Source organism: Edaphobacter sp., assembly GCF_035532915.1.
GTDB lineage: Bacteria > Acidobacteriota > Terriglobia > Terriglobales > Acidobacteriaceae > Edaphobacter.
In genome coordinates this window covers 1-19,335 of sequence record NZ_DATKQC010000320.1, presented here as the reverse complement: position 1 = coordinate 19,335, position 19,335 = coordinate 1, and the positions used below count along the sequence as shown (strand labels likewise).

Below are 19,335 nucleotides of genomic sequence, written 5' to 3'. Positions count from 1 at the left end.
TGACAGCGGAGGTGGACAGCAACACCTCGGGCTCTGCATCTCCCGCCACGGATGGTTGTACGCCAACCGGATTCACGAACACTTGAGCCGAAACTGAAGGTTGAAACTCGACAGCAGCCGCACTCTCGGCTATACCTGCCTTGTCTTTCTTATCTTGCTTAGCTTCACCCTTAGCGCCCTTCTCTGCTTTCACCGATGCGCCCTGGCCTTTAATAACTCTCCCGGTTGAATCGTCTTGGCTCTTGCCATGAAGAGGGCTCTCGCTCTTGCCTGTAATCACCAGCTTCACGTTCCCGTCCGTCGCTGGGGCAGTTGTCGGAGTTGCAATTTGTGGATCGAGGCCCTCAGCTCCCTCTGTGCTGTCCTGCACGCTCCCATCAGCCGCACTGTTCGCGAGCTTTTGTCCCTGGCTTATCCCGGTTCCCGGAACAACCGGAACGGGCTGGTCATCGTAGATCTTCATCTGAGAAGCAGCATTCGCCTCACTTAGCTTTGCGTCACGCGGGGACACAGCGCTGGCTACGCTTGAGCCTGTTTTATTTGCAACAGGAACAGCTGCCGTTCCCGTCCTCAGCGACCCCAAAGACTTCACATCTTCAGTTGTAGCCTTGGCTTTCTGAGTAACACTGATCGCAGATCCCGCTGCAGAAATTGGCTTACGAGGAGTGGCGACGTCGCTCTCAACAGCGTTTTTTGGCTTGGTCTGGCCGCCCACATTCAATGGCGTCTCTCCTGCAGCGACATTATTTTCAGCAAGGCTCTCGACAAACGACATGCCAGCAGGCTCCGTATGCCCGGAAGCGGCAGGCCGAGTGCTAGTCGTATCTGTACCAAGCGATGTTGAAGTTACTGCTGCCATCAGCATGTCTCTTCCTCTTCCGTCTTACGAGTCAAATGCATTTCACCCGCCAAAGAAGTTGCCGAAAGGATTAGGAAGAACTTATCTCGGACGTGATCAGCAATTGGTCTCGAGCGTCCGACCATCTCCTCCGTGCAAGAAATCGATCGTCCAACGCCGCTTGCGTCTTTCGTCCGGCCTCGACCTCGGCCTGCGCCGCCGCATTATCGACGACATATTTCATCTGTTCACTCTGCATGCGGCTGGCAAGATACTGTTTTCGCACCTCGTCTTTCAACATCTCACGCTCCAACCGGAGCTGCCGCAGGCGCTCCTGTCTCCATTCGGCGATCTCCCGTTGCGTACGGGCTGCGGCCAATCCCAGAGCGTCTCCCGCGACCAATGCATCGCGGCCGCGAGAGTTCGAAGAGCGTGCTCTCTCTTCTTCGGCGCCAATCGCCTGCTCCGCCTCATGGACAGCCCTCATGGCCCGCTGCAGGCCTGACGAATGCATCTCTTCGATGTCCCCATACAACGACATCAGCCGCTTAAGCCCTGCTAACCGGGCATGCATGATTACAACTCCATCGCTTGCAACCGTGCTACGGTCTGCTCCATGGTCACGCGCTCATGGCTTCCCTGCTCCATGAATTCGCGCAGCCCAGGCATGGCTCGCATCGCGCGGTCCAGCTCCGCATCCATTCCTGCCTTATAAGCGCCAATGCGAATCAGGTCCTCCGAACGCGCATGGGCTGCCAGCAACCGACGCGCCAACATCGCCTGAGAGCGATGCTCGGATGCCGTAACCGCAGGCATCAACCTGCTCAACGAGTCGAGAACGTCCACTGGCGGATACCATCCTCCAGCCGCCATCGACCTCGACAAAACGACATGTCCGTCCAGAAGCGACCGCACCGCATCCACGACTGGGTCCTGTTGATCGTCGCCTTCCATCAACACGGTATAGAACGCCGTAATGCTGCCGTTCTGAAAGTTCCCTGCGCGCTCTACCAGCTTTGCCAGCCGAGCAAACACTGATGGGGTATACCCTTTGCTGGCTGGAGGTTCGCCCGCAGCCAGCCCAATCTCGCGCGCTGCCATCGCATACCGCGTCAATGAATCCAACACCAACAACACATGCTTCCCCCGCGCAGCATAATATTCTGCAACCGCCGTAGCGGCCATGGCCGCGCGCATTCGCAACAACGGGCTTTGGTCCGAAGTCGACACCAACACAACCGAACGCCGAAGTCCCTCTTCACCAAGCGAGTCTTCAACAAACTCACGCACCTCGCGCCCGCGCTCGCCTACCAGCCCCACAACCGTAAGATCAGCGGCGGTATTACGAGTCATCATTCCGATCAAGGTGCTTTTGCCTACACCCGATCCGCCAAAGATGCCAACTCGCTGACCGCGTCCAACGGTCAACATACCATCGATGACCCTCAGCCCTGTCTGCAATGAATCTTTAATCGGCTCTCTCGCCATCGGGTGCGGCACCGCACCGTCAAGAGGCCACATCCCTGCCGATCTTGGGGTTGGCATCCCATCGAGAGGTTCGCCCAACGCATTCAAGATGCGTCCCTCCAGCTCTTCTCCAACCGCGATTCCAGGCGTCACTCCCATCGCAACGAGCGAGTCTCCATAACGAATCCCCCGTGTCGCTTCGAGCGGCATGGCCAGAACATGTCGTCCGCGAAATCCAATTACCTCGGCGCGATGCCTCTTACCTTCACCATCTAGAATCTCGCAGCACTCGCCTACCGAACACAGGGGCCCATCGGCCTCGACCGTCTGCTCATTGGCTTCCACGACGCGTCCGCTCCACCGCAATGCCGGGCGCGTTGCCAGTTGTGCAAAATAGGAGCCAAGAAGCGGATAGGTCGTCTCCTCCTCGAGCATCAAGCGGGCCTCTGCTGCAGAAGGTCGAAGAACCCTTTCTCAATCTCCTCCAACTGCGCACGGATGCCCAGTTCCACCTTCCCCACGGCCGCTTCAAGGATGCATTCTCCGGCCTCCAGCCGTACATCTCCCACCAGTTGCACTCGCGATTCCGCATCCATCTCGAGCGCGTTCTTCCAGCTCTCCAACTCGCCGGCAGGAACGCGCAACTCCATCGTGCTGTTGTCCGTCACCTTATCCAGTACGACACGAACGGCCGCCGTTAGGAGCAGAGGATCGAGCTTCGCTTCACGATGCAGAATCCGCGCTGCAATCGCGAGGGCCAGCTTCACAACCTCTGCCTCTACGTCGATGAAGTAACGCTTACGCTCAACTTCAAATGCTTCTAAAGCTTGCGTCACGCGGGCTCGTTCCAGCAGTACCCTTTCCAGCAACTCCTCTTCCCACTCCTGCCGCGATTCAGCTCTCGTCTCGCTGCGCACACTCTCCATCTGTGCGCTGAATCCCTGTTGCTGCAACTCCAATTGAGCCTTTATCTCTTCGACTTGTTCCTGCGTGTAAACCTCATCAGCGTTCAACACCTGCACCACATCTGTGTCCTGCGCCGGGTCTGTTCCCGGTTCACTCAGGGAATAAAACTCGAGCCGCGAAATATCATTCTTTTTATGCAGCCCACCCATTAGTCTTCCAGGCATTCCTGGCAGCGTATGGTCTGTGTTTGCATTCCCTTTTTCCTCAGATAGCGAGATCATCGTCTACCTCCATCTTCAAAATCATGCGGCCTTCGCTTTCAAGCTGGCGGGCCAGGGCCAGCAGCTCCTGCTGGGCATGGTTGACCTCTTTCAAGCGGACAGGCCCCATCACCTCCATGTCCTCTTTAAGCATCTCGACAGCACGAGAGCTCATCGCCTTGAACAGATGCGACTTGACGTTGTCGCGTCCGCCTTTGAGTGCCAGTGCCAGTACTTTTTTGTCGGCGGCCGCGACAAACTCGCGAATACTCTCGGGCGGCACCGTCACCAGATCTTCAAAGGTAAACATCAGGTTTCTAATCCCAATCGCAAGCTGAGGCTCATCGTGCTCGATCTCCTCAAGAATCCCCTTGCTCTCGATCTGGTCCAGCCGGTTCAGCAACTCCGCCACCGCTTTGAAGCCGGAGTAAGACTTTCTTCCGGACGAACCGGCTCCCTCCATCCGTTTGTGCAGTACCAGCGCAACCGTCTGCGCCATCTCCGGCGAAAACTGCCGCATCTCCGCCAATCGCCGCACCACATCGACCCGCATCTGTCCATGCAGGCTCATCAGCACCGCCGATCCACGCCTCGCATCCAGATGCGCCAGCACCAGCGCAATCGTCTGCGGGTGTTCGGTCTCCAGAAACTTGCTCAAATGTTGCGGATCCATCTTCTGCAGCATGGCCATATCGCCGTTGGTCCGTTCCCGGACCTTCTTCACCTGTGCCAGAAGATCCTCAGCCTTGCTCGAGCCAAAGGCCTCCGTCAACAGCTTGAGCGCATACTCCGGACCACCGCGCACCATGTACTGCTGGGTCTCCAGCAGACCGTAAAACTCCGTCAACACCTGGGTCAGTTGCTGCGCGGGAATCTCGCCCAGGCGAGTAATCTCCTCCGTCACGCGCCGGACATCGGCCTCCGACAAACTCAGAAAGAGCGTCTTCGCCAACTCGTCGCCAAGCGCCACCATCAGGATCGCGGCCTTGCGCAGACCAGGTATCTCCGCAGGCGCAAACCCCGACTCCGCGGGAAGCAACAACGGATTATGCCTCACACTCTCTGCTTCACGCATCTGCATCGCTGCACCCATCACTCACCATCCTCTGTCGATCCAATCCATGCCTCCAGCAGCCTTGTGCTCTGCGCGGGCTCCCGGCGAATATGTTCGGAGACGTGATCGAAGATCCCCTGTTGTTGCCTTTGGGCCCTGCTCCTCATCGGCAGGGGCAGCAGATCCTCTGTCTCATCCGGTCTCCATTCCGGTTCAGCCGGCAACATCCGATCCTGTTCTTGGCCCAGGGCTGTCGAAGCGCTCGCACCTTCGGTCAGCAGCAAGGGCTCGCGCAGCGTAGCCGCTACCTGTCTGCCCATAGGACGCAGCACAAACAACACAAGCAGCACGCCGCAGAGTCCTATCACCAAAGTTCGCATCATTCCAGGCTGCGACGCTGCGAGCGTCTTCGCTCCCTGCATCACGCTGTCTATCATCGGCGGCTTCATCTCTGGACCATTGGTACTGAAGCTGATGTTTTCCATCACCACCTGGTCCCCTCGCCTCGCATCGTACCCAACCGCTGCCTGTGCCAGTTGTTCGAGCCTGCGCATCTCGTCCGCGCTTCGCGGCTTCCAGACCGTATGCTCCAGTTTGCCCGTACCTACCGTCGCCTCCCGGTCGTTCACCACCACTGCCGCAGTCACTCGTCGTACTCGCCCCGGTCCTTCTTCCGAGTGCAGCAGATGTTTGGTCACTCCATAGGTCCCGTTCTCTTCCTGGATACTCTGATCGCGCCCATTGCCTTGCTGCGGATACACCGGCAGCGCCTGCTTCTGTAACAGCGGCGGAGTTCCCGGAGCCGCAGCAGCCTGCGATCCCGCCACAGAACCCGCGGGAGCACCGGCAGGAGAGTTGCTCGCCGTACCCGGAACCCCCGATGCCTTCGTCGGCAGGGCCGAGACCTCTTCCTTCTTCTGCATACTGAGCGTTGCCGTCTGGCTTGGGTCGTAGACCTCGTCGGTCCGCTCCTCGCTTCCTTCGTCGTAGCTCACATTCACTGTCGCGCGAACATTGTCACGGCCGGCCAGGGGCTCGAGCATCGCCACCAGCTTTGCCTCCATCTCCTGCTCCGCCTCGTCCTTGGTTGCATCGCCCGATCTCGGCTTCAGATTCGCCCTTCCATCGGCATCGACCAGCGTCACCTGATCGGGACTTAAATTCTCTACCGCCCCCGCCACCAGGCTGCGAATCGCATCTGCCTGCTCCGGGTCGACCGTCGACCGCCGAAGCTTCAACACCACCGAAGCCTTCGCTGCCTTTTCCTCCGACACAAACAAGCTCTGCTGCGGCAACACCAGATGCACCCGCGCCGATCGCACAACCGCGAGCGTCTCAATCGTGTGCTCCAGTTCTCCTTCGAGCGCGCGCTGATAGTTCACCCGTTCATCGAACTCGCTCCCCACCCAGTTCGGCTTGTCGAACAGCTCGAACCCCAGCCGCCCCGACTGCGGCATCCCCTTCGCCGCAACCTCCATGCGTGCCTTGTCCAACATGTCCGCCGGCACCTCGATCCCGGTGCCGTCCGCCGTCATCTGAAAAGAAATTCCTGCCGCCGCAAGCTCCTGCGATACCTGCTGCGTGTCTTTGCCGTCAAGCCCGCTGAACAGTACCCGCCAATCCGGGCGCTGAGCAAACCACATCATCCCCACGCAGGCCGCAGCCAGAAATGCAGCCGACGCAATCAGCCACGTCCGCTTGCCCACCGGCATCGCCATCAGACGCTGCTGCATCGCGGACGCCATCGCCGCCGCTCTGTCCACCAGCCCATCGCCGGAAGCCTCGGCAACGCGCTGCCCGGTCTTCTCCAGCCCTGCCCGCTCTATCTCAGCCATCTCGCCTCAGCATTCCTTCAATCTCGTTTAGAACTGCATGCCCATCATCTGCTGGTACGCCCCAACCGCCTTGTTCCGCACCTGCAGCGCCAGCTCAAAGGCCATGTCGGCCTTCTGCGTCGCAATCATCGCGTCATGAATCTCGACACCGTTCCCGGTCAGCAAGCCCGTCACCGCGTCGCTTGCCTTCTTGTCGAGTGCGCTGGTCTGCTGCACCATCGTCTGAAACATTCCGGCAAACGGCACAGCTCCGCTATTGGCCGCGGCATTCTTTGCGGTGTCCATAAATCCATTCGCTCCCGCTGCGCCCTGGGCGCTGCTCATCACGCTTGCAATTGTTCCAGCATCAATCATTGCTCAACCCTCTCTCGTCTTCTCTACTTCAAAATGTCTAACGATGACCCAACCATGTTCTTCTCCGCCTGCACCGCGGAGGCATTCATCCCATACGATCTTGTCGCTCCCATCAAATCCGTCATCTCGGTCAATGGGTTGATATCGGGATAGGCTACAAATCCATCCGGCCCGGCGTCGGGATGCTGCGGATCATAACGGCGCAGCGGAGCGCTCTGGTCCGCAATCACGCCCGTCACTGCCACTCCGCCCGGCGCGCCACCCGATGCAGTCACATCGCTCGAAAGATCATTCGTAAACCCGCTGCTAAAGCCCGTGTCAAAACCGCCCAGACCATCGCTTGTGTCTTCATTCGTCGAGCTCATCTGGCTCATCAGCGAGCTCTGAAAATTGCTGCCCCCTTCCGCTTCAAACACCACATGGTGCCTCTGGTAAGGGCCGCCCTCCGGAGTCCGCGTCGTCTCCGCGTTTGCCATATTCGAAGCAACTACCTCAGCCCGAACCCGCTCGGCCTTCAGCGCCGACGCACTCACATCCATCACGCCAAATAGATTCATGGCTTACTTCGCCTCCGCATGGATCGCATCCATCACGTTGGTGAACTGCTGCTTCAGCAGCTCCACACCCATCCGAAACTGCAACTGCGACTTCGCCATCTGCATTCCTTCGCGGTCCATCGAGACGTTGTTTCCGTCGGGCCGGGAGACCAGGCCATCGACGTTCTCAACCTCCGCCCCTGCACCAAAATCTGCATCCGGGCTTCCATTCATCTGCTGCAAAAACTGTTGCTCGAAGTTGAAGCCCTCGGTCTTATAGCCAGGTGTATCGACATTGGCCATGTTGCTGGCCGTCAACTTCATCTGCTCGCTGGTCAGGTCGAGATACTTGTTCAATGCATCGCTCGTCGGGGTCATCACATCCATGCTCGTCACCTCCACGCGATTACCTATGCAGTCGGGGTTCCAAACAAAAGCGCCCTCGGATGAGAGCGCTCTTATCTATCGGCAGATTTTCATCTTTCTTCAACTGCTACTCCCGCGTCGCCCGCCGATAGCGAATCTCCTCCGCGCCGACCTCCATCCTGTCGCCAGACAGAATCGCGCCTCGTTCCAGCACGTGCATCAGCTCACGGACATTGCCCGGCCAATGATGCTCATGCAACTTGGCTGCAGCCTCCGCGCTCAATCGCTTGCGCGGCATCTTCTGTCCCATCTTTTCAAGAATGTGTTCGGTGAGCAGATTAAGGTCTTCCATCCTGTCGCGCAATGCAGGGACCTCAACCGGAAATACCGCAAGCCGGTGATAGAGGTCCAGGCGAAACGTCCGCTCTTCCGACCTCTGCTGCAGCGGCTGGTGCGTCGCCGCAATCACACGCACATCCACGCGCACCGTCTCGTTGTCGCCTACGCGCTGCAGTTCGCCGCACTCCAGAAAGCGCAGCATCTTCGCCTGCAACGCCATCGGCATCTCGCCAATCTCATCGAGAAACAGCGTCCCACCATGGGCCGCTTCGATTCTTCCCGTCCGCGATTGCACCGCTCCGGTAAAGGCTCCTCGTGCATGGCCGAACAACTCCGCCTCCAGCAGCGCCTCCGGAATGGCCGCGCAGTTCAACACGGTAAACGGCTTCGCCGCTCGCTCGCTCAGCCGATGCAACGCCTGCGCCACAACCTCCTTGCCCGTTCCCGTCTCGCCCTCGATCAGCACCGTAGTCGAACGTGGAGCGACCAGCCGGATCAACCGCGTCAGCTCTCGCATCGGCTCGCTCGCACCCACCATCTCCGGCAACATCACTTCATCCTGCAAAGGACTGCCCACAACGCTCTCCGGTCGCGAGGTCTCCTCGCGTCCCAGCAGCACCGAGAGTGCGCGCCTTGCCGCCTCCTGATCGAAATTCTTCACCACCGACGGCGCTCTGCCTGGACTGCGAGGCACGACAATAGGCGCCGCCTTCCACGTCGCTGTGTCGTTCAGCGGAGCCTCCTGCGCCTCGCGCAGCGCATGAAGCAGCTCATTCCTCCGCGGGCTCCGCGCTCCTCCATCCACGCCGCCATCCACTCGCAGCATCTCCATCGTCGGATACATCCGCCGCACCTGGCCTGCAAACTCGCCCACCTCAAGATCAGGCAGCCAGCTATCCACCAGCAGCGCCTCCGGCCGCGAGGCCTCCAACTGCGCCATAGCCTCCGCTCCGCCCGTCGCCTCGCGCACCTGCCAGCGCAACCCGGTCAAAGACCGCCGCAATCTCTGCCGCAATGCCGCGTCCGCGCTTGCAAGTACAACCGTTCGCGCCGCTACTTCCACAACACCCATTCCCGTCACGATATCCTGAACTGCGCTCATCCGATTTACCTCATCCTCTCCTGCATATCTCGATCTATCTGTAACTCGTGCTGCAACATCTCCCGCATCAGACTGACCGCCAGATTCACCCGCGTACACTCCACCAGCGCTTCGGCAATTGCCGTCCGCATGGCATCGTGTCCGCCGATCAACTCGCCCATCGCGAGTCGGCATTGCAGTACCGTCAGCGGTTGGCAGAGTCCATGCAGCGCGTCATCCATCCGCACCGCCAGCCCTGTCTCCGGCTTTTGCGCTCCGTCACGCACTGGCAAACATTGCACGCCGCGAAAACTCGTTGACCCGTTGCGGTATCTTCTTCATGCTGCCCATCTGGTAGCCCTCACCGCGCACCGTCTCAATCACGGGGTAGGCCGCATCTACGTCCCCCTCCGCCACGCTCAACTTCTTCCGCAGATAGTTGATGTACACATCCACAACATTCGTCCCCGCATCCGGCGACATGTGCCAGACCTCCTGCAGCAACTCGGTACGGCTGCAACACCGCCCTCGCCGCAGCATGAGAAACTCCAGCAGGTTGAACTCCTTCACCGTCAGCTCCACCGCCGCGCCGCGCCGCGAGACCCTGCGGTCCATCCGGTTCAGCTCAACGTCGCCGTGCCGCAGCACGGGATCGGCAAACTGCTCCCGCCGCCGAAGCAGCGCCCGGCATCTCGCCGTCAGCTCATGAAAACTGAACGGCTTCAACAGGCAATCATCCGCTCCCAGGTTCAGGCACTTCACCCGTTCCTCCACCTGGCTTCGTCCGGTCAGCACCAGCACCGCCATCTCATCAAAGCGGCCCTGCATCTCTGCCAGCACCTCTGTCCCGTCCTTTCGCGGCAGGCTCAGGTCCAGCACCATCAAGTCGGGCCGGCGCTCTTCGACGTGCAGCAAAGCCGCTTCTCCATCTGCGACCCACTCCACCTCATGCCCTTCCAACTTCATACCCTTCTGCAGAAACGATCCCAAGGCTGTGTCATCTTCAACAATCAATACCTGCATTTTCTTTCTCCATTCCCGTTGTGTTGCGATTCCCAACGGTGTGTAACCACCTTGGTTGATCCGGAACGGGGTGACAAGATGAATGTGAAGTATTTTGCATAACCCGATTTCAAAATGGGAATTATGTCCGATAATGACTCACCGTTGGTAACTGAAAAAATCGGGAATCAATAAAGTTATTGCAATTCGCCTTTTATTCGCTACAATCTCCGCATGGCTATCACGCGGCGGCAAAAAGAGGTTCTCGACTTTCTCTCCGGATTCACGCAGAAGAACGGCTACTCTCCGTCCTACGAAGAGATCGCCAGCGGTCTCGGCCTCAGTTCGCTCGCCACCGTGCACAAACACGTCACCAACCTGCAGAACAAAGGGCTGCTCCAGCGCGCCCATAATCGCAGCCGTTCCATCGATGTGCTGCCTGCCCGCTCCAGTAAAAAAGGCTCGGACCGCCTTCCCCTGCTTGGCCGCATCGCCGCCGGCCGCCCGGTAGAGGCCATCGAAACAGCGGAGAGCATCTCGCTCAACGACATCATTGGCAACCGCGAAGTCTTCGCACTCGAAGTCCGCGGCGACTCCATGCGCGACGAGCACATCGTCTCCGGCGATTACGTCCTCGTCGAGCGCACCCGCACCGCCCGCGAAGGCGAGATCATCGTCGCTCTCATCGACGGCTCGGACGCTACCCTCAAGCGCTTCTACCGCGAGGGCAGCATGATCCGCCTCCAGCCCTCCAACACGGAGATGGCCCCCATCTACGCCCCAGCAGCCAACGTCAGCATCCAGGGCAAAGTCCTGGGCGTCCTGCGCAAATACGCCTGAATACACCACTCCACACGCCGCAAACAATTTTTCCCGCCCATCACGGAACCAACCCCCCGTATTCTGCGTAAACTTCTCCGAGACGGCTCATCGTTGATTTCAACCAGCATCTCTCGGAGCGACCACGTGGCGACAGCGCGCAAGAATAAACGCAAACTCTGGATATGGGGCGGCATTGTTGTTCTGTTCATTGCGGTGATCGCAGGCATCACGATCGCCGCCAGGGGCAGCAGCACCAAACTTGACCCCTCGCAGCTTGCCAAAGTTGAGCGCGGAGACATCGCCCGCTCCGTCGTCGCCACCGGCAAGGTCCAGCCCATCACGCAGGTCGAGGTCAAATCCAAGGCCAGCGGCATCGTCACCAAGCTCTTCGTCGACATCAACGCCCACGTTCATCAGGGCCAGCTCCTCGCCCAGCTCGACCAGATTGAGATTCTGGCGCAGGTAGCCGCGCAAAAGGCCCAGCTCGCCGCCGCCGAATCGAACGCCCACGCGGCCGCCGCCTCCATCGAGTACGACAAGGTCAACGCCGAGGCGCCTGACCTGCCCATGTACAAGCACACCTACGAGCGCGCAGTTCAGATGTCCAAAGATGGAGTCGTCTCCAAACAGGCCCTCGACGACGCCGAGCAGAAATACCTCTTCGCCGCCAACACCCGCGACAAGGCCGTTGCTCAGATCACCGTCGACAACGCCAAGCTCAAGCAGGCGCAGTCACAGGTCGCCGAAGCCCAGGCATCTCTCAGGCAGCTTGAAGAGCAGCTCAGCTACACCATCATCATCTCGCCCATGGACGGCACCGTCCTCTCCCGCGACGTCGAAGTCGGCGATGCCGTCAGCTCCATCCTCGTCCTCGGCTCGACCGCCACGCTCGTCATGACCATCGGCGACACCACCCAGGTCTACGTCAAGGGCAAGGTCGACGAGTCCGACATCGGCAAGGTCTATCTCGGCCAGCCCGCCCGCATCAAGGTCGAATCCTTCAAGGACAAGACCTTCTACGGCAAGGTCACCAAGATCGCTCCTCTCGGCGTCGAAAAGGACAACGTCACCACCTTCGAAGTCCGCGTCTCCATCGACAATCCCGGCGGCGAGCTGAAAGCCAACATGACCGCCAACGCCGAGATCATCCTCGACGAGCACAAAAACGTCCTCACCGTTCCCGAGCAAGCCGTCCTCTACGACAAGGACCGCAACGCCTCCGTCGAAGTTCCCGACCCCAAACAGAAAAACGGACGCCGCAAGGTAACCATCAAGGCCGGCATCTCCAACGGCACCAAAACCGAACTCCTCTCCGGCCTCAACAGCGGAGACACGGTCATCCTGCAGCAATAGCAGCCGCCGTGCTGAAACATCCTCGCACTCAAGGAGCCTCCATGAAAACCCGCGCCCTCACCGCCGCCATTCTTACTCTTGCAGCCTCGGTCGCCTTCGCCGCAGGCAAAGACTTCGACCGTACCCTCAACATCAACGCCGCGCCCAGCGTCTCCCTCTCCACCGGCTCCGGCTACATTCATGTCCATCCCGGCTCCGACAGTCAGGTGCATGTCATCGGTCACGTTCGCCCCAGCAATTCCTGGTTCAACAAGGACAGTGAATCGCGCGTCCAGCAGATTGTGAACAACCCGCCCATCTCTCAGAATGGCAACACCATCACCATCGGCGACACCCAATCCCGCGAGCTCTACCGCAATATCAGCATCGACTACGACGTCACTCTTCCCCGGGCCTCCAGCATCCACGCCGGCAGCGGCTCCGGCGACGTCGACATTCAAGACGTCGGAGCCTATCTCAAAGCCACCTCCGGCTCCGGCAACGTCCACGCCCAGGGCATCCACGGCCCCGCCGACCTGCAGAGCGGTTCAGGAGACATCTATCTTCAACAGACCGCAGCTGGCGATGTCCGCGCCCAGACCGGCTCCGGCAACATCCAGCTCAACGACATCTCCGGCGGCCTTAAGGCAGGCACGGGCTCAGGAAACATCGAGGCAAGCGGCCGCCCCACCTCCGACTGGAAGCTGGACACCGGCTCAGGAGACATTCACCTCACGCTCGGCTCGTCCGCACACTTCACCCTCAATGCCAGCACCGGCTCCGGCACCTTACGCACAGCTCAACCCATCGCCATGCAGGGCGAGATGAACAAGCATCACATCACAGGCTCCGTCAACGGAGGCGGCCCCACTGTCCGCGCCAACACCGGCTCAGGCGATATCGACATCAAATAGGCCGAAGCCTTTCTGAACCGTACTGAAGATGCGTCATATCCGCTGCAGCTTTTTTTCTGAAGCAAACAGAGATGCGTCATCTCCACCGAAGCAACGGACAGTTTCATCGTCCGTTGCGCGGTGGAGAGACCCCCGCATTGCGCCTTCGTTCGACCAGGAAACTTCTTCCCACAATGAACTCCTTAAAGCGGGTGCACCTTTCCCGTCGCAAGCTCGTAGTATCCGGCGACCACCTTCACCCCATCCTCTTTCATCGCCTTGGCAATCACGGTCGAGCTCTCCCGCAGTAGTTGCGCCTGAAACACAGCATTCGCCTTCACCGCTGCCGCAACATCCTCATGAATGTCCTTGATCGCCGGCATCATGTGCTGATAAAGCACGCTGATCTGCCCGGGAACCTCCTGCCCCTTCATGGCCGCGCTCACGGCGCCGCACTTCGCATGCCCCAGCACCATAATCGCCTTGACTCCAAGCACAGCCACGCCATACTCCAGGCTGCCGATGATCTCGGGAGTCAGCATATTTCCCGCAACTCGCGTCACGAATAAATGTCCGATGCTCTGATCGAAGACCAGCTCCACCGGAACCCGCGAGTCCGCGCATGACAGGATCGCGGCAAACGGCTCCTGCTTCTCTACCGTCCCCGCCTTCAAGATCTTGAGGTCAAGATCAAAGGAAGTCGGCCTACCTGCGACAAACCTCGCGTTGCCGGCCATCAGCTCCTTGATCGCCTCTTCCGCGTCAACCGGATTCTGTGCCTCAGCCGCGAGCCCATGCATCATTGCGCTCCCGGCAACTCCGGTTGCCGCCACTGCCGTCATAAACCGCCGCCGTGTCCATGCGCTTATTTCCAGTTCGCTCATCGCACTGCCTCCTTGCGTTCGCACTGAGCTTACTCCAGCTTCGTCGATTATCGTTAAGAAATGTCCTCCCTCTCCCGCCCCAGCCTCATCGTCTTCGATCTCGATGGCACCCTCATCGACTCCAGCGTCGATCTCTGCAACTCCATCAACGCGGCGCTCGCCCACTTCAACAAGTCGCCCCTCCCCGAGCCAGTCATCGCCAGCTACATCGGCGACGGAGCCTCCATGCTCGTCCGCCGCGCCCTCGGAGACCCCGAAGGCGACGTTCACGACGAGGAATATGTAACCGAAGTCCTCACCTATTTTCTCGACTACTACCGCATCCACAAGCTGGACTTCACTTACGTCTACCCCGGCATCCTCTCGTCGCTCGAAACCATCCGCGCCGCCTGGCCCGAAACCCTGATGGCCGTCCTCACCAACAAACCCGTCAACCCCTCACGCGACATCTGCGACCACTTCGGCCTCTCGCGTTTCTTCTTTCAGAACTACGGCGGCAACAGCTTTCACACCAAAAAACCCGATCCCCACGGCCTGCAAACCCTCATCGCCGAAGCCTCCGCCATCAGCGGCCAAACCATCGCTCCCGCAGAAACCCTCATGGTCGGCGACTCGCACGTTGACATCCTCACTGCCCGCAACGCCGGAGCCCGCTCCATCGGCTGCACCTTCGGGCTCGCTCCGCAATCGCTCGCCACCATCCAGCCCGATGCTCTAGCCCACACTCCTACCGACTGGCTCACCATCCTCGGCATCAACCGATGACCATATCTGCTACGACCAACGAATGAGGCCCATTCGCCAGTGCCTGTTCCTTTGCTTTTAGGTACCCCAAGGCTTCAGCCTTGGGTCGCTTTCTGGATATGAAAATGATGTGAGGCTTCAGCCTCTGGGGTATGCCCTCTCACACTGCTCCAACTCACCAAGGGCCTCCGATGAAGCCATAGTTTTGTTTAAGGACATGAAGCCATGGTTTTGTTTAAGCGACTCTGATGAAGCCGTAGTTTTATTCAAAGGGTCTCCAATTATGCCGTAGCTTTGCTTAAGGGCACGGCTTCAGCCGTGCCGCAAGTCTAATAAGAGAAATGGGGCTTTAGCCCCTGGGGCAAGTCTCCGTGAGTAAATCAGAGCATCCCTAAGATACCTACCTAAAAACTCTAAAAGTCTCATCAAAACTCAAAATAACGTCATCTCGATCAGAGCCGCAAACAAAGCACGTCATTTCGACCGGAGCGCAGCGGAGTGGAGAGACCCCTGTATTTCGCCGTTGCTTTTGCCACTGCCCGTTCTTTCTCACTGAAGACATCACCATCCATGACAGTTTTTAGACAGCTTCTAAAAGATTGGTCAGACACTCCTGTCATCTTTCCAAACGTTCTTCATTTCTTTTGACTCCCCACCAACCCCTTGCTACCCTTGCCGCACACCATGGCAGCCTCTCTGAGCACGCCCCTCACCACTACATGCTGCATCGTCGGAGGAGGCCCAGCCGGAATCATGCTCGGCTTTCTCCTTGCCCGCTCCGGAGTCGACGTCACCGTCCTCGAAAAACACAAGGACTTCTTCCGCGACTTCCGCGGCGACACCATCCATCCCTCCACGCTCCAGCTCCTCTACGAACTAGGCCTGCTCGACGAATTCCTTGCCCTCCCTTATCAGCAGCTCACCGAGCTTGCTATCGCCATCGGGGGCCGAACGCTTCCCATAAGCGACTTCACCCACCTCCCCACTCATGCAAAGTTCATCGCGCTCATGCCCCAGTGGGACTTCCTCAACTTCCTCTCCGCGCAGGCCTCGAAGCTGCCCAACTTTCATCTCCTGATGGAGCACGAGGCGACCAGCCTCATCGAAGCCAAAGACCGCGTCACCGGCGTCCGCGCCAATACGCCGTCAGGCCCGGTCGAAATTCGGTCCTCCCTCGTCGTCGGCTGCGACGGCCGCCACGCCATCACCCGTGCCTCCGGCCATCTCCCTCTTCACGACACCGGAGCACCCATCGATATCCTCTGGTTCCGCCTCAGTCGCCGCGAAGGCGAACCCGAGAACGCCCTCGGCAACATCAACTTCGGCAGCTTCCTCATCCTCATCAACCGCGGCGACTACTACCAGTGCGGCTTCATCATCGCCAAAGACACCTTCGCCACCCACATCCAGCCCACGGGCCTCGACGCCTTCCGCGAATCGCTCGTCCGCCTCGTCCCGTTCTTAGCCGATCGCGTCCACGAGATCACCGAGTGGGACCAGCTCAAGCTTCTCTCCATTCAGGTCAATCGCCTCACCCGCTGGCACAGACCTGGCCTCCTATGCATCGGCGACGCCGCTCACGCCATGTCGCCGGTGGGCGGCATCGGCATCAACCTCGCTATTCAGGATGCGGTAGCCGCTGCCCGCATCCTCGCGCCCGCGCTCAAAGCCAGCATCGTCACCGAGCTCACCCTCGCCCACGTCCAGAGTCGCCGCGAACTCCCCACTCGCATCACCCAGGTATTTCAGGTCACAATCCACCGTTTTCTGATTCGTACTCTGGGTCATCCTGAAGCAATCAAACCGCCTCTGCTGCTTCGGCTTCTGTCAGGCCGCCGCTTCTTCCGGCGCAGCATGGCCCGCTTCATCGGCATGGGCGTCCGTCCCGAGCACATCCAGCCCCATTAAGCAGTCAGAGGGCACCCTGTACGACGTAACCGGTAAAAATCGATCATACCGGTTACATTTTCGATTCTGTAACCTATAAACAGTTCTTTTACAGGTTACATTGCCCATTTTGCTGATTGAGTCTACCCCTCGAAGCCGCGGTTCCATGCCTCGATCACCCGAGTCTCCCGCTCCCATCCCAGCACGCTCACACTGCCTGTCCCCAGCACAAACAGCCTTCCATTCCGCGCCTCCAACCCGACCCAGCGTGCCGCAAGTATCCGCAAAATATGGGCATGAGCGAACAAAGCCACGCGGCCACTCTCTCCGCCCGCCGCCAAAGCTCGCGCAATTAGGCCATCCGCACGCTCCCCAACCTCTTCCGCCGTCTCGCCCCCAACAATCTCATCTTTCCAGACAGACCAACCCGGCGTCTCCGCCCGAATCTCTTCGGTCGTCCGTCCCTCGTGAACGCCATAGTCCCACTCCATCAGCCCCTCATCCACGCTGGCGACATCTCCAAACCCGGCAATCGCGCAGGTCTCTCGCGCCCGTTTCATTGGACTGCTGAACACCGCCGTAAACTCTGTCCCGGCAAGATAGCTACGCAACTCCAGTGCTCGCTGTCGCCCATGCTCTGTCAGCCCAACATCCGTCCGGCTGGTGTGCTTCCGATTCAGACTCCACTCGGTCTCGCCGTGCCGGATCAACCAAAGCTCTGCACTCACCTTCGCCTCCCTTGTACCTTTGCATTTCGACGCATTCTATTGAGGAGAAGCTTCGATCAGGGGCAGCGAAACGCCATGTTGCACGACAACCTCCGTCTTATAACCAATGCTCTGAAGAAGCTCGCAACAACGAGCGGTGGTCAGTTCACCATTTGCGTAATGCGGCTCAATGACAAGCCGCGGCCTCAATTGGGAGAGCAACTGTCTGGAACTCTCTAGAACCTCAACCTCGGCTCCTTCGATATCCATCTTGATAAAATCGACCCTGTCTATCCCTTGCTCGGCACAAAAATCCGCAAGCGTTGTCGTTGGCACCGTCACGATTTGACCGCGTCCTTTTCCTACAATCGAAACCGCGCTGGATCCCATAGCGCCTTCGCTCGAAAATTCAAGTCCATTTCCGTGACACCATACGGCCTTCTGTATCAGCATCGTATTGGCCGGCATACCGAAACGCCGGGCGGTCTCTAAATTTTCCGAGGCGACTTCAAAGTTTATTCTGTCGGCTTCGAATCCAAATACCGCTCCCTCTGCCCCGACTGTTTGCGAAAAAGCGATCGAGGTTATCCCCGCATAGACCCCAAGGTCGAACACAATGCCCCCAGGCTTCAGCCGTGCAAAAGATAGATACTGCTCGACGGTTACATAGGGTTCTGGAATCGTCGGGATCAAAATGGGAAAGTGATCGAAACCGGCGATCCTGTGGAAACGCGGTGTACTGAAATCCGCCAAATACCGCCCTTGCATCTTCAGTGGGGTAACGGAATCGAAATAATAATCGAAGTCGGTTATGCAGTCCGCTGAATACACCTCTTGCCCCAGTCCGAGGCGCAGCACAGAGCTTCCTCGATTTATCTCGATAAATTCTTCGGCAAATCGAACCGATATACCATGATGCGTTCCCAGGCGCTCCAGGTAAGAACGCCGCCTCGCACGACGGACAAATTCAGGGATCAGTGGCTTCAATAGCTTATGCATAAAACTATCTTAGCGGTATTTAGACTAACTATTCTGAAAGGAGAACGGAACAGTTCGTCATAAAAGTATCGAGTTTCTAATACAGGCCTAGGCTGCCGGGTGGCAGCTATGCTTCGTCCATAGGCCCTCTAGTAATCGCGTCAAGTCGCGCGGCCACTTTCAATCCATTATCTTATAAGTAATGGACTTCCAACTCTCCACTACCTACAAGCCACAGGGTGATCAGCCCCGCGCAATTGACGAACTTGTGAGCGGCCTCAACGCTGGAGAGAAAGACCAGGTCCTGCTCGGCGTCACCGGCTCCGGCAAGACCTTCACCATGGCCAAGGTCATCGCCGAGTCGAACCGACCTGCCCTTGTTCTGGCGCATAACAAGACGCTCGCCGCACAGCTCTATCACGAATTCAAGACCTTCTTCCCCAACAACGCCGTCGAATACTTCGTCTCCTACTACGACTACTACCAGCCCGAAGCCTACATCCCCGCAGGCGACCTTTTTATCGAAAAGGAAGCCACCATCAACGAAGAGCTGGACAAGCTCCGCTTATCCGCCACGCGCTCCCTCTTCGAGCGCCGCGACTGCATCATCGTCAGCTCGGTCTCGTGCATCTACGGCCTCGGCTCACCCGAAGCCTACTACGGCATGTTGCTGCTGCTCGAAAAAGGCCAGAAGATCAAGCGCGAAGACATCACCCGCCGCCTGGTCGAGATCCTCTACGAGCGCAACGATGTGGACTTCCGCCGCGGCACCTTTCGCGTCCGTGGAGACATCATCGAGGTCTATCCGACCTACGATGAAAACGCCTACCGCATCGAGCTCTTCGGCGACGAGATCGACTCGCTCTCGCAGATCGATCCTCTCTTCGGCAGCGTCCGCCAGAAATATTCGCGCCTGCCCATCTATCCAAAGTCTCACTATGTAGTGCAGCCTGAACGCAAGAAGGCGGCCTCTGAATCCATCCTCGAAGAGCTCTTCGAGTGGGAGGCGCAACTGGAAAAAGAAGGCCGCCTGGTCGAGTCGCAGCGCAT

21 protein-coding genes are annotated in these 19,335 nt (G+C 58.8%); 6 read left to right on the top strand and 15 right to left on the bottom strand.

Going from position 1 to position 19,335, the window contains the following annotated elements; genetic code table 11:
* From VMU57_RS15415 to VMU57_RS15360, 12 genes are all read right to left on the bottom strand, one after another.
* Positions 1–463: hypothetical protein (locus VMU57_RS15415; RefSeq protein WP_325384977.1), on the bottom strand; the 463-nt coding region annotated here is incomplete at its 3' end.
* 466 nt (positions 464–929) lie between these two features.
* Entirely contained in the window at positions 930–1,412 is a 483-nt protein-coding gene (locus VMU57_RS15410; RefSeq protein WP_325384976.1) for a hypothetical protein, read from the bottom strand.
* A gap of 2 nt (positions 1,413–1,414) precedes the next feature.
* A complete protein-coding gene (locus VMU57_RS15405; RefSeq protein WP_325384979.1) occupies positions 1,415–2,740 on the bottom strand; it encodes a FliI/YscN family ATPase in 1,326 nt (441 codons plus the stop codon).
* A complete protein-coding gene (locus VMU57_RS15400; protein WP_325384974.1) occupies positions 2,740–3,492 on the bottom strand; it encodes a FliH/SctL family protein in 753 nt (250 codons plus the stop codon). Before VMU57_RS15400 ends, VMU57_RS15405 begins: the two co-directional genes overlap by 1 nt.
* Positions 3,476–4,564 (bottom strand): flagellar motor switch protein FliG, encoded by a 1,089-nt coding sequence (gene fliG / locus VMU57_RS15395; RefSeq protein ID WP_325384972.1) that lies wholly within the window; start codon positions 4,562–4,564, stop codon positions 3,476–3,478. The genes VMU57_RS15400 and fliG overlap by 17 nt, the downstream gene beginning before the upstream one ends.
* Complete coding sequence (gene fliF, locus VMU57_RS15390) at positions 4,564–6,360, bottom strand: flagellar basal-body MS-ring/collar protein FliF (protein WP_325384970.1); 1,797 nt, start codon at positions 6,358–6,360, stop codon at positions 4,564–4,566. Before fliF ends, fliG begins: the two co-directional genes overlap by 1 nt.
* A 27-nt stretch (positions 6,361–6,387) precedes the next feature.
* Positions 6,388–6,714: a flagellar hook-basal body complex protein FliE gene (gene fliE, locus VMU57_RS15385; protein ID WP_325384968.1), complete on the bottom strand. Its 327-nt coding sequence runs from the start codon at positions 6,712–6,714 to the stop codon at positions 6,388–6,390.
* A gap of 23 nt (positions 6,715–6,737) precedes the next feature.
* A complete protein-coding gene (gene flgC / locus VMU57_RS15380; RefSeq protein WP_325384966.1) occupies positions 6,738–7,271 on the bottom strand; it encodes a flagellar basal body rod protein FlgC in 534 nt (177 codons plus the stop codon).
* Between the two features lie 3 nt (positions 7,272–7,274).
* On the bottom strand, positions 7,275–7,637 hold the full coding sequence (locus VMU57_RS15375) for a flagellar basal body rod protein FlgB (protein ID WP_325384964.1): 363 nt from the start codon (positions 7,635–7,637) through the stop codon (positions 7,275–7,277).
* Positions 7,638–7,743: 106 nt separating this feature from the next.
* Positions 7,744–9,057, bottom strand: coding sequence for a sigma-54 dependent transcriptional regulator (locus tag VMU57_RS15370; protein WP_325384962.1), 1,314 nt, complete (start codon positions 9,055–9,057; stop codon positions 7,744–7,746).
* Positions 9,058–9,062: 5 nt separating this feature from the next.
* Positions 9,063–9,329, bottom strand: coding sequence for a hypothetical protein (locus tag VMU57_RS15365; protein WP_325384960.1), 267 nt, complete (start codon positions 9,327–9,329; stop codon positions 9,063–9,065).
* Positions 9,316–10,059 (bottom strand): response regulator transcription factor, encoded by a 744-nt coding sequence (locus VMU57_RS15360; protein ID WP_325384958.1) that lies wholly within the window; start codon positions 10,057–10,059, stop codon positions 9,316–9,318. Before VMU57_RS15360 ends, VMU57_RS15365 begins: the two co-directional genes overlap by 14 nt.
* 213 nt (positions 10,060–10,272) lie before the next feature.
* Here VMU57_RS15360 and lexA point away from each other — a divergent pair, with 213 nt between their 5' ends.
* The 3 genes from lexA (at position 10,273) to VMU57_RS15345 (ending at position 13,106) form a co-directional block, all read left to right on the top strand.
* Complete coding sequence (gene lexA / locus VMU57_RS15355) at positions 10,273–10,878, top strand: transcriptional repressor LexA (RefSeq protein ID WP_325384956.1); 606 nt, start codon at positions 10,273–10,275, stop codon at positions 10,876–10,878.
* Between the two features lie 126 nt (positions 10,879–11,004).
* The gene (locus VMU57_RS15350; protein WP_325384954.1) at positions 11,005–12,213 is read left to right on the top strand and encodes an efflux RND transporter periplasmic adaptor subunit; all 1,209 of its coding nucleotides are present in this window, start codon (positions 11,005–11,007) and stop codon (positions 12,211–12,213) included.
* Positions 12,214–12,254: 41 nt separating this feature from the next.
* Positions 12,255–13,106 carry a DUF4097 family beta strand repeat-containing protein gene (locus VMU57_RS15345; protein WP_325384952.1) on the top strand — a complete coding sequence of 284 codons (852 nt, stop codon included), beginning with the start codon at positions 12,255–12,257 and terminating at the stop codon, positions 13,104–13,106.
* A 182-nt stretch (positions 13,107–13,288) separates the two neighbouring features.
* On the opposite strand, the gene VMU57_RS15340 is transcribed toward VMU57_RS15345, so the two are convergent.
* The gene (locus tag VMU57_RS15340) at positions 13,289–13,969 is read right to left on the bottom strand and encodes a carbonic anhydrase (protein ID WP_325384950.1); all 681 of its coding nucleotides are present in this window, start codon (positions 13,967–13,969) and stop codon (positions 13,289–13,291) included.
* Between the two features lie 60 nt (positions 13,970–14,029).
* Between VMU57_RS15340 and VMU57_RS15335 the strand changes: the two genes are divergently transcribed.
* Both VMU57_RS15335 and VMU57_RS15330 read left to right on the top strand, forming a co-directional pair.
* The gene (locus tag VMU57_RS15335) at positions 14,030–14,734 is read left to right on the top strand and encodes an HAD family hydrolase (RefSeq protein WP_325384948.1); all 705 of its coding nucleotides are present in this window, start codon (positions 14,030–14,032) and stop codon (positions 14,732–14,734) included.
* Positions 14,735–15,397: 663 nt separating this feature from the next.
* Entirely contained in the window at positions 15,398–16,621 is a 1,224-nt protein-coding gene (locus tag VMU57_RS15330; protein ID WP_325384946.1) for an FAD-dependent oxidoreductase, read from the top strand.
* A gap of 122 nt (positions 16,622–16,743) precedes the next feature.
* On the opposite strand, the gene VMU57_RS15325 is transcribed toward VMU57_RS15330, so the two are convergent.
* Together VMU57_RS15325 and VMU57_RS15320 are read right to left on the bottom strand one after the other, a co-directional pair.
* Entirely contained in the window at positions 16,744–17,328 is a 585-nt protein-coding gene (locus tag VMU57_RS15325) for a histidine phosphatase family protein (protein ID WP_325384944.1), read from the bottom strand.
* A 36-nt stretch (positions 17,329–17,364) separates the two neighbouring features.
* The gene (locus VMU57_RS15320) at positions 17,365–18,306 is read right to left on the bottom strand and encodes an FkbM family methyltransferase (protein ID WP_325384942.1); all 942 of its coding nucleotides are present in this window, start codon (positions 18,304–18,306) and stop codon (positions 17,365–17,367) included.
* Positions 18,307–18,487: 181 nt separating this feature from the next.
* Between VMU57_RS15320 and VMU57_RS15315 the strand changes: the two genes are divergently transcribed.
* A partial coding sequence (locus tag VMU57_RS15315) for a DEAD/DEAH box helicase family protein (RefSeq protein ID WP_325384940.1) occupies positions 18,488–19,335 on the top strand: 848 nt, incomplete at its 3' end.